We start from the raw sequence: 14199 nt of genomic DNA, 5'->3' as shown, positions 1-14199 counted from the left end.
CCCGGAGCCCCTTCTGCACCGAGCCCCGGACCGGGTGGACCCGGCCCTGCCGACGCTCCGTCAGGACCCAACCTCGGTGGCGCACCCCCGCCTTGGACAGGCGACAGCGAACTGACCTACCGCCTGACTCCACCCGGCTCGACGTCCCCGGGACGCCCCGGCGGCCGCCCTGCCACCGGCCCCGGCCCCGGCAGGAACATGGGCCCCGGCGACGACGACCCGCCCACCGGCCCAGGCCTCGCATCGGGGGAATACAACCTCACCGGAGCAGGGGTGCCGGAATCGGCCGGCTTCGGCGCCTCACCCGCCGCTGGGACAATCCACGGATATCCGCCGCCGACTGCCGGTGGCGGATATCCGGTGCCGGACTACCGCCCTGCGTCGTTCGGCCCGCTCCCCCCGGGCCCGGGTACGAACGGGTTTCCCCCACCCACGGCACCCGGCCGCGACAACGCCTTTCCCCTGCCCGCTGTCCCCACCGCGCCCGCCTCGAACCCGGGACGTTCCTCGTCCCTGCCCGGGCTGCAGCCCGGGCTGCCACCGCAATCCGGAGATGGCTACGCACCGGCGACCGGCGAGCGGCGGGAGGGCGCCCACCAGCCCGCGGCCGGCCGGCACATGGTGCTGGTCGACCGACGCCTGTTGGCCGGGGGCGGCGGGCTGCTGCTGGTACTGGTGATCGTGTTCGGAGTCCTCGCCTTCACCGGTGGTAACGGCAGCGGTGACTCGATCGCCGCCGCGGTCCCGGCCCGCCCGGCGGAGGCCGGGACGGCATCCGCCGCACCAGGCACGGGGGGTGGGGCCGGCGGCAGTCCACCGGAGGTCCTGCGATCGCTGCTCAATCCCGCCGTCATGACCGGTTGCACCACTCCGGCACACAGCGACAGCGCCTACGCAGACGCCACCCTCATCTGCAAGACGCCCTCGGGCATGGAGGTCAGGGCGTTCCACTTCCCGAACCGTTCTGCGCTGGATCGGCAGATCGGCGCCCGGGAGACGTTCTACACCGACGAGGGCAACTGCGACGATGGGCAGCAAAGCTCGGAACAGTGGAACTCGCCGGCCGAGGCCAGCGGTGGCAGCCGTCTCTGCTACTTCTACGCGAATCGGTTCTACGAGTTCTGGACGTACGACAGCCGCCTGATCGCCTTCACCGCAGACGATCCGGCGGCGGCTCACATCAACGACTGGTGGCATTCGTTCGACCCGCTGCGCCGCTGAGTGATCTCGTTCGGGAGGGCGGACGGTATGCAGGATCCCGCTGGGAGCACACCGCCGGAGCCGGCAGACGGCCCAGCTGGACCGCTGGTTGAGCGCGACAATCATCGCGCCCCGGGCGCCGGCGGTGGCCGGCGGCGAGCCGGCATCGCCGGCGGCGCCGCTGCGCTCATCATCGGGGCGGGCGTTGCCGTCGGGCTGCTGGTAACCAGTGGTTCCGACCAGGAAACCACCACCCCGCCCGCCCCGAGCAGCACCGGTTCGCATGCCGACCGACCTGGCGGTGGCATGGCCCAGAGCCCGACGCCGAGCGCGACGCTCGATTCGGCTGACGCCCGGCTGCTGGCCTCGCTGCGGCCGTTCGCGGTCTCCGACTGCCGTGCTGCTCCCCGTGTCGATGACGGGGTGGTGGCGGCGCTGGCCTGCGCACCCGGGGTTGCCACCGAGGCACCGGCACCGGCGCGGCTGTCGATCATCCGGTACCGGGACGCGGCAGCGCTGCGGGGCGACGTCGATCGTCGGTCGGCGGCGATCATCGACGCCGGAGACTGCCGCCGGGGCCAGAGCAGCGTCGAGCGCTGGGCGCACAGCGCCCGCCGCCGCGGCACCTTCCTCTGCGTGGCCGGAGCGGGCCGATTCACGGTGTACTGGACCGTGGACGACGAGCTCCTCGGCTTCAGCACCGAAGATCCCGATGCGGGCCAGCTCCTGGCCTGGTGGCGCGAGTACGACCCGATCTGAGGATCCCTGCCGCGAGACCTTGCGGGCGAGGTGTGCCAGTGTCGAGCCCTGCGACAGGACGGTCTCAGTAGTCGGGGTAGCCCCTCGGCCGGTACGGCGCCGAGAGCTCGACGAGGGTCTCCTGGACCCGGTCGGCGTGCGGCATGCACGCCAGGACGACCCGACCGCGCTGCCCCGCCGTCTCGAGGATCAGATTTCCCGACCCCAGCGCACGGTCGACGGCGTTCTGCTGCACCGTCGCACCGACCAGCCAGGCGAGCGGAATGTCCCGGCCGGCCCGGGTGATCAGGCCCTCCCGAATCACGAACCGGTGGTTGGTGACGACGTAATGGGTCGTCAGCTGGCGAAGCCAGGGCAGCGCGCCCAGATAGCCGATCGCGCCGAGGGCGACGATCAGCACCAGGTACTGGACAGGCTTCTGCAGCACCCCACCGGGCGCGAAGAAGACGCCCAGCACCGCAAACACGAGAGCCACCACCGTCCAGAGCGCCGGAACGATCAGGCTGACCCAGTGCGGGTGTAGATGCAGGACAACCTCCTCGTCCTGAGTAAGGATGTCGTCGGGAAACGCCACGGTGACGATCGTCGCACCCGGCACCGACGGGCCACACCCGGGCCCTCACCCTCGTGACGGTCGCCGGGCACCGGTCACCGCAGGTGGACGACGTCGCCGGCGCTGTAGGCACGACCGGCCACCACCAACCGCCCCTCAGGATCGACGTCCGTCGCCCTCCCGGTGTCGACGGAGCCGTCCGGGAGCTCGACGCGAACCTCCCGGCCGATCGTCGCGCATACCTCCAGGTAGGCGGCGCGGGCCGTCTGCGGATCAGCTTCCCAGGCGGCGAGCGCGTGGATGAGCCCGTCGAGGATCCGCTCGAGTAGCTCGGTCCGGTCCAGCGCAGCCGGATGTGCACCGCTGAGCAGCAGGCTCGTGGACCGATCGGGCAACTCGTCGGGTTCCGCGTTCACGTTGAGTCCGAAGCCGATGACCACCGAGGGCGCGGACGACGGAACCGGAACGACCTCCACCAGGATCCCGGCAAGCTTCGCGCCCTCGATCAGGACGTCGTTGGGCCACTTGAGAACGGCGGGCACGCCGGCGACGGCCCGCAGCGTGGAAACCAGCGATGTCCCTACGACCAGCGGCAGCCAGCCGAGCCGTGAAACCACGATCCGCGGCCGGAAGAGCAGGGACACGGTCAGACCGGCGCCGGGTCGGGACAGCCAGGAACGGTCGAGACGCCCGCGCCCGGCGGTCTGCCGTTCGGCGACGAGGACCAGCCCACGGCCGTGGGCGGCGCCGTCGGGCCCTTCGCTCTCGCGCCACTGCCACGAGAGCCCGGCCGGGTGCGGATCGCTGGTCTCTCCCCTCGCGATCCGGGCCAGGGCCGCATTGGTCGAGTCGATCTCCGGGATCGTCGCCAGGTCCAGCCCGAGCGCCGCCGCGGCGGCCGTCAGCCGGGCGGCGTCGAGCGGACCTCGGTCACCGGGCGACATCGCTGGCCGGCCCCGGCCGATGCCGATGCCCGAGCCCGGCCGCACCGGCGGGGACGCCGTCGGCGGTGGTGACGGAACAGCTGCATCCCGCGCGGGCTCCGCGGGTGAAGAATCCGGCGTCGAGCTCACGGAGACAGCCTGCCAGAACACCCCGCGCAACTCGCGCGGACACTGTCCGGCAGCCGGGACACGCACCAGAGCGCCACCACGAGTAGCGATGCGGCTGGCGGCCCGACGACCGGTCCCCCGGGGCAGGCGGCCGGGCATACATGTGTGGGAGCTGTGACCTTCGATACGGACCGTCGCAAGGTAGCCGGAGATTCCAGCCAATCGATGAGATCAACTCCACAACAGTCGAGCACGTGAGCCCATAGGGGTCGTACGCTGCGGCCTATGGCTCTTCCCGCGTCCGCCGAGGATTCTGCTCCCGACCCGCACACCACCGCAGGGCGACTCGCTCAACTGCGGCGCGTGAACGAAGACGCGGTCCATGCCGGGTCTCAGCGGGCCGTAGACGCCCAGCACGCCAAGGGCAAGATGACCGCCCGCGAGCGGATCGAGGCATTCCTCGACGCGGGCTCGTTCGTCGAGACCGACGCGTTCGCCCGGCACCGGGCGCATGACTTCGGCGTCCAGGCCAACCGCCCGTACGGCGACGGTGTGGTGACAGGGTACGGCACCGTCGACGGCCGGCAGGTCTGTGTGTTCAGCCAGGACTTCACAGTCTTCGGTGGAAGCCTCGGAGAGGTCTTCGGCGAGAAGATCGTCAAGATCATGGATCTGGCGCTGAAGACCGGCTGTCCGGTCGTCGGCATCAACGACTCCGGCGGAGCTCGCATCCAGGAGGGCGTCGTCTCACTCGGCCTGTATGGCGAGATTTTCTACCGGAACGTCATGGCGTCCGGAGTCGTCCCGCAGCTTTCTCTGATCATGGGCCCGTGTGCTGGTGGCGCCGTGTACTCTCCGGCGATCACGGACTTCACCCTGATGGTCGACCAGACCAGCCATATGTTCATCACCGGCCCAGACGTCATCAAAGAGGTCACCGGTGAGGACGTCGGCATGGAGGAGCTGGGCGGCGCGGCCACCCACAACTCCCGCAGCGGAGTCGCGCACTTTCAGGCGGCCGACGAGGCGGAGTGCCTGGAGCTCGCCCGGGCGTTGCTGTCGTTCATGCCGTCGAACAATCTCGACGACGCCCCCAGCTACGACGCAGTGGACGATCCGGCCGCCGAGATCGACCCCGAGCTCGACACCTTCATCCCGGACTCCCCGAACACTCCGTACGACATGCATCAGATCATCGAGCGGCTGGTCGACGACGGCGACTTCCTCGAGGTCCACGCGCAGTTCGCCCAGAACCTGATCGTCGGTTTCGGCCGGGTGGACGGGCGGTCGGTCGGCGTCGTGGCCAACCAGCCGATGCAGTTCGCCGGCACCCTGGACATCGACGCCAGCGAAAAGGCCGCCCGCTTCGTCCGGACCTGCGACGCCTTCAACATCCCGGTGCTGACTCTGGTCGATGTGCCCGGCTTCCTGCCCGGCACCTCCCAGGAATGGAACGGGATCATCCGTCGAGGCGCCAAGCTGATCTACGCTTACGCGGAGGCGACCGTTCCCAAGGTCACCGTCATCATCCGGAAGGCGTACGGCGGCGCGTACGACGTGATGGGGTCGAAGCACCTGCGGGCCGACATCAACCTCGCCTGGCCGACCGCCGAGATCGCCGTCATGGGTGCCCGCGGGGCTGTGAACATCATCTACCGGCGTGACCTGGCCAAGGCCGAGTCCCCGGAAACCCGCCGGGCGGAGCTCATCCAGGACTACAATGATCATTTCGCGACTCCGTACATCGCGGCGGAACGTGGGTACCTCGACGCGGTGATCAACCCTTCCGAGACGCGCCGCGAGATCATACGGGCTCTGCGCCTGCTGCGCACCAAGCGTGAGTCCCTGCCACCGAAGAAGCACGGCAACATCCCGCTTTAGTTCGGCCCGGGTCCTCACCGGTGCCCATCGATCCGTTTCCCACGTGGTCACGCTGCCGGACGGGCGAGGGGCCGCCGAGGGATGCGGATGGAACACAGACGGCACGCTGCGGACGGCAGGCAGGCGGAGGAAGTCGAGTGAGGAGAGGACCGTGGCCCAGGACGACGACGGGCGAACCAACCCACCCCGGCTACGTTTGATCCGTGGGAACGCGACACCCGAGGAGATCGCCGCGGTGGTCGCGTTCTTCGCGGCCCGTGCGGTCCCGGCGGAGAGTCCGTCCACCGTCCGCTCCGCATGGGCGGATCCGGCTCAGGCGGTGCGCGGCCCACTCACCACCGGGGCAGGTTCGTGGCGACGCTCCGGAATGAGCCCGGGTGTGCGCACCCGAGCTGGCTGGTAACCGAACGGATAGATGACGCCTGGATGTCTGTGGCATCACATCCAGACGCAACGAGAGCAAACTGTGCGGCCCGACTCGCCTAGACTTCAGGCTGGTCGGACGAGGACGGGAGCAACGTGCGTAAGATCCTCATCGCCAACCGGGGAGAGATTGCGGTTCGGGTGGCCCGCGCATGCCGCGACGCCGGTTACACGAGCGTCGCGGTATACGCCGAGCCAGACATCGACGCACTGCATGTGCGCGTCGCCGACGAGGCATTTGCGCTGGGTGGTACGACGCCAGGCGACTCCTACCTCCGGATCGACAAAATACTCGATGCCTGCAAGTCGTCCGGAGCCGACGCGGTTCATCCGGGATACGGCTTCCTCTCGGAGAACGCGGATTTCGCCGAGGCTGTGATCGGTGCCGGCCTCACCTGGATCGGCCCGCCGCCCGAGGCCATTCGCCGCCTCGGCGACAAGACCGCCGCCCGCCACATCGCGCTGGCCGTCGGCGCTCCGCTCGCGCCGGGCACCGCGGATCCCGTCGCCGGTGCCGAAGACGTGGTTGCCTTCGCCAAGCAGTATGGCCTGCCGGTCGCCATCAAGGCCGCGTTCGGTGGCGGTGGCCGAGGGCTCAAGGTCGCCTGGACCGCCGAGGAACTGCCCGAGCTGTTCGACAGCGCGGTCCGGGAGGCGGTCGCCGCCTTCGGTCGGGGCGAATGCTTCGTGGAACGCTACCTCGACCAGCCCCGCCACGTAGAGACCCAGGTCCTTGCGGACACCCACGGCAACGTCGTCGTCGTCGGCACCCGTGACTGTTCCTTGCAGCGGCGGTACCAGAAGCTCGTAGAGGAGGCGCCGGCGCCGTTCCTCTCCACAGAGCAGCTCACCTCGCTCTACGAGGCGTCCAAGGCAATCTGCAGGAAGGCCGGCTACGTGGGTGCCGGAACCGTGGAATTCCTGGTCGCCCGGGACGGCATGATCAGCTTCCTCGAGGTGAACACCCGGCTCCAGGTCGAGCACCCGGTGACCGAAGAGGTATCCGGTGTCGACCTCGTTCGCGCCCAGTTCCGGATCGCGGAGGGTGAGGCGCTCGACTTCACCGACCCCGCACCCCGTGGCCACTCCATCGAGTTCCGGATCAACGGCGAGGACCCCGGCCGCAAATTCCTTCCCGCTCCGGGGACGGTGACGAAATTCGTCTCGCCGGCCGGTCCGGGCGTGCGCCTCGACGCCGGAATCGAAAGCGGCAGCGTGATCGGGGGCGCTTTCGACTCCCTCCTCGCCAAGCTCATCGTCACCGGGGCCACCCGCCAGGAGGCTCTAGAGCGTGCCCGTCGCGCCCTGGACGAGATCGTCGTGGACGGCATGGCCACGGCGCTGCCGTTCCATCGTGCGGTCGTGCGGGATCCGGCCTTCGCTCCCGACGACGCGGCGGAGCCGTTCCGCATCCACAACCGTTGGATCGAGACCGAGTTCGACAACACCATCCCCGCCTTCACCGGTGGAACGGACGCCGACACCACCCCCGAGCCACGGGAAACGGTCGTCGTCGAGGTGGACGGCAAGCGCCTCGAAGTCGTGCTGCCGGCCGGCCTCGGAGTCGCTTCGACGTCGACCGCGTCGCGCGGCGCCGCGCCCAAGCGGCGGGCACGTGGTGCGGCGGCCACCAAGGCGACCGGTGATGCCCTTACCAGTCCCATGCAGGGCACCATCGTGAAGGTTGCGGTCAACGACGGCGACACGGTCGCCGTCGGCGACCTCATCATCGTGCTGGAAGCGATGAAGATGGAGCAGCCAATCAACGCTCATCGGGGCGGCACCGTATCCGGTCTGTCCGCAGCCGTGGGTGCGGTGGTCACCAGCGGCGCCGTCCTTTGTGAGATCAAGGACTGATCTGGTTCGCCAGCCGTCAGCTGTCCTCACCGCCGTTCACTTCGTAAGCTGCGGGTATGGACGGTGGTGAAGACAGCGCGACGGTGCGCGGGCAGGGCCCGGAGGCGACGGCACCATCGGCGGAGGCCGAACGGCCACCGCTGACGGGCCGCATCTACTATCTCCTCGGTGGGACGCTTCCCGCCACCTACAACGCGTGGATCTCCAGAGATCTGACCAGCCCTGGCTGGCGAACGCGGCAGGCGGCACGCCCGTTCAGCCTGATGCTGCCGTTTGCCGTGATCTTCGCCCTGCTTCCGGGCGAGGTAGCCGTTCGCGCGGCCACTGTCGCGTTCCTCCTGGTCGCCGGGGCAGGGCTCGGCTTCGCCACCGGCGGATTCTTCCGGAACCGGAGGCTGGAGCAACACGGTTTCCCACCGATTTTTTCGGCGAGCGATGACGATGACGACGAGTAGCATCGACCTCTGATCATTCCATCCGCCTGATCGGCGCCCACGCTCGATCAGTTTTCGCCATGGCGCTCCGGACCCACGTGGTACGTCTGACCTTCAGGACTCGTCCAGATGAAATGTCCGGGTTTTTCCGGATGCACCCTCCACCGCATCGTCGGGTCGTGCGTAGGGGATGCGCGGCTCCGAAAGGCCGGTCCGCGGCGTGCTTGAGCCGGTGATGCCGCCGGCACTCCGGGCCGAGATTGCGTTCACCCGTCTCGCCGTCCTGCCCGTGTGGCCGGATATGGTCGAGATCGCAGGCGGTTGAAGGCTTGTCGCAGCCGGGAAAAATGCGGGTGAGGTTCCGAACCCGGACATGCCGCGCCAACACTGCGGACGGGAATCGCCGGCTGACGACCTCCACCACTTTGCCCGCTGCCGGCGACAGCTTCAGCTCGGCAGCCAGTTCGTCCCCGGCGAACTCGTCGAAGGCCTGGTAGCGCTGTTCGCCGCCGTCGAGCTCGGGCGGCCGTAACTGAGCGAACCTCGCCCGGACAACCAGGCGCGCGGCCTCCCAGCGCGCGATCTCCCGCCCGATCTCTACGTCGAGCCGCCGGCAATCGCTCGCGTCGAGATCTGCCACCTGGCGTGCGAACGGCGATTCCAGTATGCCGACGTCGCCACCCTCTCCCGCAGCCAGGACATCCAGGTCCGGGACGCCCGCGCCCCCTGCACAATCAGACACTCCGCCGAGATCATTCGCCTTCCAAAATTCGGAAAATGAATACACCGCGCCACCTACCACGAGGAAATCTCCGGGAGGATCGGGCTCCGAAGAAAGACTTGCTCGACCCATATCTGCGCGATCGACGACCGGGGAGCGAGAGAGATCATCAACCCCAGTAATCGAACCCGTGTTCGGAAGCACAGCTCACGCCAACCGTCTGCGCCAGGCCGGCTGCCAAGCGTAAGAAAACCCGCAAGGAGTGCACGACCACAACCTCAAGAGAGCCTCCGAATCAAGAGAGCCTCCGAATCATCTGCGATCAGTTTTCGGTATGCATCTCGCTCGACCAGATGGCAACCACAACCTCAGGAAAGACCGGAAAGCACGCTGGAAGGTGGATCCGACGGCAGGGGTGGCCTATGCTCGCACCATTCATCGTGGCGCAGAGCGGCCACGCGGCTGTTCTCCGGCCAGTCACAGGCCGGCCGCAGCAGCCACTCGAGGGATGACGCCCGTCGAGATCGGTCTCACACCTGGTCGTCAAAGCCCGCAAAGAAGTCCCGGGGGCGCAGGACCCGGGCCGCTTCGGTGATAGAGCCGGACAGTGATGGATAGATGGAGAAGGTATGCGCGATCTGATCGACGGTGAGACCGTGCTCGACGGCGAGCGACACAGAAAGGATGAGCTCCGACGCACGCGGGGCCACGATTACACCGCCAAGAACGCTGCCACTGCCCGGCCGGCAGAACAGTTTGACGAAACCGTCCTCGATACCCATCATCTTCGCCCGAGGATTGCGCGAGAGCGGAACGGTCGTCACCTCGGCCGCGACGGCGCCTGTGTCCTTCATCACCTGGGTGACTCCGACCGTGGCGATTTCCGGCTCGGTGAAGATGTTCGACGAGACGGTCCCAAGTCGCAACGGGCTCACCGCCTCTCCGAGGGCATGCCACATTGCTATCCGGCCCTGCATCGCGGCGACCGACGCGAGCGGCAGAACGCCGGTGCAGTCGCCTGCCGCGTAGACGCCCGGCACGGAGGTGCGCGACATTCGATCCACGTTCACATGCCCCCCGGCACCGAGGCGGACGCCGACTTCGGTCAGGCCGAGCCCCTTCGTCCGGGGAACGGAGCCGACCGCCATCAGAGCGTGGCTTCCCGTGACGGTGCGGCCGTCGCTAAGCTCGACGATCACGCCATCACCGATGCGGCGGACCGAGGCCGCACGCGAGCGATTGAGCACCTCGATGCCGCGCCGCACGAACACGTCCTCGATGACCCGGGCCGCATCCGGGTCCTCGCCGGGCAGGACCCGTTCGCGGGACGAGACGAGGGTGACCTCGGCACCCATGGCCCGGTAGGCGCTGGCGAACTCGGCGCCGGTGACGCCGGAACCCACGACGACCAAATGCTCCGGAATCTCCTTGAGATCGTAGAGATGGCGCCAGGTGAGTATGCGTTCGCCATCAGGACGGGCGGTCGGAAGATCCCGCGGGCTCGCACCCGTCGCGATGAGAATCACATCACCCACGAAGGTCGCACCGGTGTTCGTCTCGATCGCGTGCGGTCCGACCAGCCGACCCGACGCGTGCACCACCTCGACCTTCTCTCGTTCGAGGCGGTGTTCGATGTCCAGGGACTGCGCCTTCGCGAGCTCTCGGACCCGTTCGTACACCTGTTCCGGATCAACGCTGACGACCTCCGGTGGCGTAAGCGGAGGGACACCCCCGTCCAAGCCGCTTCGCATGCCCCAGGCCACCGCGGGCAGCGCCGGTTCGGTCCCCGTGCCAAGACCATGCGGGCGGATACCAAGCCCCGGAGCCAGTGCGAGATTGGTCATAGTTTCCGAAGTCGCGATCAGCGTCTTGGATGGAACACAGTCGGTGAGCACGCAGGCGCCGCCGATCCCATCCGAGTCGATGACCGTGACCGTCGCGCCCAGCGACGCTGCCACGAGCGCCGATTCATAGCCGCCAGGCCCTCCGCCGAGAATGACGATGCGCGTCACGTGCCCTCCCGATCTGACATCTGCTCCTTTCATCTTCCCCCGCCCTGGCTGCTGCGCTCCTCCCGGTGCTGAGAGCTCCGTAGGATCGCAGGCGGAAGCCAACGTGCGCGAGGGCTGCCGAGAACCCCTTCTTCCGGCTTTGAAACGGAAATAGCAGCTATAGCCACGCACCGTCACCCCGAGAGACGACGATGACCTTGTACGCGGCATACGCCGGCAATCTCGACCCGGCGCAGATGAAGAAACGGGCCCCTCACTCGCCCGTCACCGGCACTGGATGGATCAACGGCTGGCGGCTGACCTTCGGCGGCGAGAACGTGGGCTGGGACGGGGCTCTGGCCACGATCGTCGAGGCACCCGGCAACCACGCGTACGTGCTGCTGTACGACCTCGACCGCTATGACCTGGAACGGCTCGACGTGTGGGAGGGCGCGGACACCGGTCTGTACACCCGCATCCGCGTCAGGGTCTCCACCCTCGACGGCGAGGCTCTCGCCTGGACCTACGTGCTGAACTCCTACGAAGGCGGCCTGCCCTCTCGGTGGTACCTCGATATGATCGCCGACTCCGCCGAGAAGGCGGGGGCACCCGCCGACTACGTCAAGGAGCTCCGCTCCCGGCCGACCGCATAGCCTGCATCGCCAGCCGCTCACGATGGCAGGCATCCAAGCCGGCTGATCGGTCGAGGACGGCAGCAGGGAGCGAGAAGCAGCCGAACGGGACGCCGGTCAGGGCTTGGTCGGGGTGTGGCGCAGCAGATCCAGGGCGGTGCCGGCCAGCAGCCGCACCCCGATGCCGATGGCGCGCTCATCGACGTCGAAGGCGCTTTGGTGAAGATCGTAGGTGGCACCCCCGGGCACTCGGGTGCCCAACCGTGCCAGCGCGCCCGGCACCTGGTTGAGGATCCAGCCGAAATCCTCCCCGCCCAGGGACTGGGCCACCGTGGTGGACGCGCCGTGGCCGAGGGTGCGGTCGACGACGCTCTGGAAGACGTCGACGACCTCCGGGCTGTTGACCACTGGCGGCACGCCGCGCCGGTAGTCGACCACGATCTGCGCGCCGTAGGGTGCGATGAGCTGCTCGGCGACCCGAGTCACGAGGGCGGGGACGGACTCCCAGGTCTCCCGGGACAGCGTGCGGATGGTGCCGCGCAGCTGCCCGGTGCGCGGAATGGCGTTGGCGACGGTACCGGCCTGCACCTGGCCCCAGACGAGGGACAACGCCGACCGCGGATCGACGAGCCGGCCGAGTGCGGCCGGCATGTCGGCGGCCAGTCGGACCAGGGCATACACCAGGTCGACGGTGTTCTGTGGTCGCGAAGTGTGACCACCTGGTCCCGCCACCGTGATCTCGATAGCGTCGGCCGCGGAGGTGATCGGCCCGGTCCGCAGGCCGATGGTGCCCACGTCCAGCGCGGGGTCGCAGTGCACGGCGATCGCCGCCGAGGCCGGCTTCAGCACGCCGGCGTCGATCACGTCAAGCGCCCCGCCGGGCATGAGCTCCTCGGCCGGTTGAAAGACAAGACGCACGGTGCCCGGCAGGGACGCCGTGCGCGCGTAGTCGGCAAGGGCCAGTCCGACGCCCAGGACCACCGTGGTGTGCACGTCATGCCCGCAGGCGTGCGCCACCCCGGGCACCGTCGAGCGATACGCAACGTCCTTGACATCCGACAGCGGCAGCGCATCCATGTCGGCCCGGACGACCACCACCGGGGCCGCTGGATCACGGTCCACCCCGGCGCCGATGTCACACCACAGGCCGGGTACGTCCGGCAACCGCTGCGGGGACAGCCCCGCGGCGCGCAGCTTCGCCTCCACCTGCCCGGCCGTGCGCCGTTCCTGACGGCCGAGCTCGGGATGGGCGTGTAGGTCACGGCGCAACGCGACCAGCTCGGATTCGTGCGTGGTCACCCATCCGGCGACCGCCGCGGTCTCGTTGGCCTCCATGTGCCGGCCGGACTCCTCCCTACGGGCGTCACGCGGGACCTGACGCGCGGCTGCGGATACCGGGCGGTCGGGCCCCGCCGACGCACCTACTGGTCGACGACCGGCCGGCCGGTATTCATCTCTTCCAGCAGGGTATCGACGACTCGGGTGAGGTCTCCGTCGGCCTGCCGGGCTGCCGCCCGTTGGCGGGTGTAGCTCGCACCGGTCGCAAGGATCACCAGGACGTCGTTGAGCTGCTCCGCGCAGCCCAGCCGGTGGGCGACCGGGAGCAGATCCTCCACGAGGTCCACGAGGTCGTCGCGGACCGATCGCACCTCGCCGCGCCCGTCGATCAGAATCTGTGCGTCGAGACCGTATCGGGCCGCCCGCCACTTGTTCTCCTGCACCAGCCACCGCTGCGGCGTCGGGAGCCGGTACCCACGGTCGATCTGGGTGTTCATCCGGTCGACGAGGCACTGCGCGAGGGCGGCGACCGCACCGACCTCCATCAGCGTGGGCAGTCCGTCACAGATCCGTAGCTCGACGGTACCGAAGTTGGGATGCGGCCGGATGTCCCACCAGACCTCCCGAATCGTCTCGATCGTCCCGGAGGTGATGAGCGTCTCCATAAAGGACTCGAAGTGCGGCCAGTCCTCCAACGGGTAGGGCAGGCCCGCGGTGGGCAGGCTTGCGAACACCTGGGAGCGCGACGATGCCAGGCCCGTGTCCCCGCCCAGCCAGAACGGCGACGATGCGGACAGCGCGAGGAAGTGCGGGATGTGCGCCATCAGGGCGTTCACGATCGGCATCGCCTTGTCCGGGGAGCGGACCCCGACGTGGACATGGACGCCGAAGATGAGCAGCCGACGGGCCAGCCACTGCATCTGGCCGACCAGCCGCGAGTAGCGGTTGTCGTCGGTGATGCGCTGCCCGGCGTAGTCACTGATCGGATGGGTACCGCTGCACATCAGGCCGATGCCGCGCCGCTCCGCCAGATCGCGCAGCACCGACACCGTGCCGGCCAGGTCCGCGGTCGCCTGCCCCACCGTTCCGCAGACTCCGGTGATGACTTCGACCGTCGACTCGAACAGCTCGTGCTTCGCCTTGGCGGCATCCCGCTCACCGATCTTCGCGCGAAGCTCGTCGAGGATGGCGGTGGCCTCCCCGCGCAGCTCGCGGGACTGTTGGTCGACGAGCTGCAGTTCCCACTCGATTCCGAGACTGGAGCTCATGGAGGACGAGAAGGGAATCTGCACCTGGGCTCCTCGGATCGGGGCCGATGCCGGTGCCGGGCAACCGTCACCGTTCCGCTCGGCTCACGGACACCAGGGGCTCAGTACCCATTCGAGCCGTTCCTACCCCCGTCCCCCGCCCGGATGACC

General features: G+C 68.7%; 13 protein-coding genes. 7 read left to right on the top strand and 6 right to left on the bottom strand.

Annotation, left to right across the window (positions count from 1 at the left end; translation table 11 throughout):
- Positions 1-360 precede the first annotated feature (360 nt).
- Together NBZ83_RS21680 and NBZ83_RS21675 are read left to right on the top strand one after the other, a co-directional pair.
- Positions 361-1221 carry a hypothetical protein gene (locus tag NBZ83_RS21680; protein WP_261575692.1) on the top strand — a complete coding sequence of 287 codons (861 nt, stop codon included), beginning with the start codon at positions 361-363 and terminating at the stop codon, positions 1219-1221.
- Positions 1222-1248: 27 nt separating this feature from the next.
- The gene (locus NBZ83_RS21675; RefSeq protein WP_261566579.1) at positions 1249-1959 is read left to right on the top strand and encodes a hypothetical protein; all 711 of its coding nucleotides are present in this window, start codon (positions 1249-1251) and stop codon (positions 1957-1959) included.
- Positions 1960-2023: 64 nt separating this feature from the next.
- Here the strand turns inward: NBZ83_RS21675 and NBZ83_RS21670 are convergent, their stop codons facing one another.
- Both NBZ83_RS21670 and NBZ83_RS21665 read right to left on the bottom strand, forming a co-directional pair.
- Positions 2024-2533 (bottom strand): PH domain-containing protein, encoded by a 510-nt coding sequence (locus NBZ83_RS21670; protein ID WP_261575691.1) that lies wholly within the window; start codon positions 2531-2533, stop codon positions 2024-2026.
- A gap of 74 nt (positions 2534-2607) precedes the next feature.
- Positions 2608-3456, bottom strand: coding sequence for a biotin--[acetyl-CoA-carboxylase] ligase (locus NBZ83_RS21665; RefSeq protein ID WP_261566581.1), 849 nt, complete (start codon positions 3454-3456; stop codon positions 2608-2610).
- Positions 3457-3849: 393 nt separating this feature from the next.
- Between NBZ83_RS21665 and NBZ83_RS21660 the strand changes: the two genes are divergently transcribed.
- From NBZ83_RS21660 to NBZ83_RS21645, 4 genes are all read left to right on the top strand, one after another.
- Positions 3850-5445 (top strand): acyl-CoA carboxylase subunit beta, encoded by a 1596-nt coding sequence (locus tag NBZ83_RS21660; RefSeq protein ID WP_261566582.1) that lies wholly within the window; start codon positions 3850-3852, stop codon positions 5443-5445.
- A complete protein-coding gene (locus NBZ83_RS33425) occupies positions 5402-5848 on the top strand; it encodes an acyl-CoA carboxylase subunit epsilon (protein ID WP_308203812.1) in 447 nt (148 codons plus the stop codon). The genes NBZ83_RS21660 and NBZ83_RS33425 overlap by 44 nt, the downstream gene beginning before the upstream one ends.
- A 116-nt stretch (positions 5849-5964) precedes the next feature.
- Entirely contained in the window at positions 5965-7725 is a 1761-nt protein-coding gene (locus tag NBZ83_RS21650) for an acetyl/propionyl/methylcrotonyl-CoA carboxylase subunit alpha (RefSeq protein WP_261566584.1), read from the top strand.
- 56 nt (positions 7726-7781) lie between these two features.
- Entirely contained in the window at positions 7782-8180 is a 399-nt protein-coding gene (locus NBZ83_RS21645; protein ID WP_261566585.1) for a DUF5313 family protein, read from the top strand.
- 13 nt (positions 8181-8193) lie between these two features.
- On the opposite strand, the gene NBZ83_RS21640 is transcribed toward NBZ83_RS21645, so the two are convergent.
- Both NBZ83_RS21640 and NBZ83_RS21635 read right to left on the bottom strand, forming a co-directional pair.
- On the bottom strand, positions 8194-8946 hold the full coding sequence (locus NBZ83_RS21640) for an HNH endonuclease signature motif containing protein (RefSeq protein WP_261575689.1): 753 nt from the start codon (positions 8944-8946) through the stop codon (positions 8194-8196).
- A gap of 464 nt (positions 8947-9410) precedes the next feature.
- A complete protein-coding gene (locus tag NBZ83_RS21635; RefSeq protein WP_261566629.1) occupies positions 9411-10892 on the bottom strand; it encodes an NAD(P)H-quinone dehydrogenase in 1482 nt (493 codons plus the stop codon).
- 191 nt (positions 10893-11083) lie between these two features.
- On the opposite strand from NBZ83_RS21635, the gene NBZ83_RS21630 reads away from it, so the two are divergent.
- Entirely contained in the window at positions 11084-11524 is a 441-nt protein-coding gene (locus NBZ83_RS21630) for a gamma-glutamylcyclotransferase family protein (protein ID WP_261575688.1), read from the top strand.
- 96 nt (positions 11525-11620) lie between these two features.
- On the opposite strand, the gene NBZ83_RS21625 is transcribed toward NBZ83_RS21630, so the two are convergent.
- Entirely contained in the window at positions 11621-12838 is a 1218-nt protein-coding gene (locus tag NBZ83_RS21625; protein ID WP_261566588.1) for an amidohydrolase, read from the bottom strand.
- 86 nt (positions 12839-12924) lie between these two features.
- A complete protein-coding gene (locus NBZ83_RS21620; RefSeq protein WP_261566589.1) occupies positions 12925-14073 on the bottom strand; it encodes a glutamate--cysteine ligase in 1149 nt (382 codons plus the stop codon).
- Positions 14074-14199 lie beyond the last annotated feature (126 nt).

The sequence above is a fragment of the Frankia gtarii genome (assembly GCF_025403375.1).
In the GTDB taxonomy this organism is placed as follows: domain Bacteria; phylum Actinomycetota; class Actinomycetes; order Frankiales; family Frankiaceae; genus Frankia; species Frankia gtarii.
Note: the sequence above shows the minus strand (reverse complement) of the source record. Positions and strands in the feature narration are given on the sequence as shown.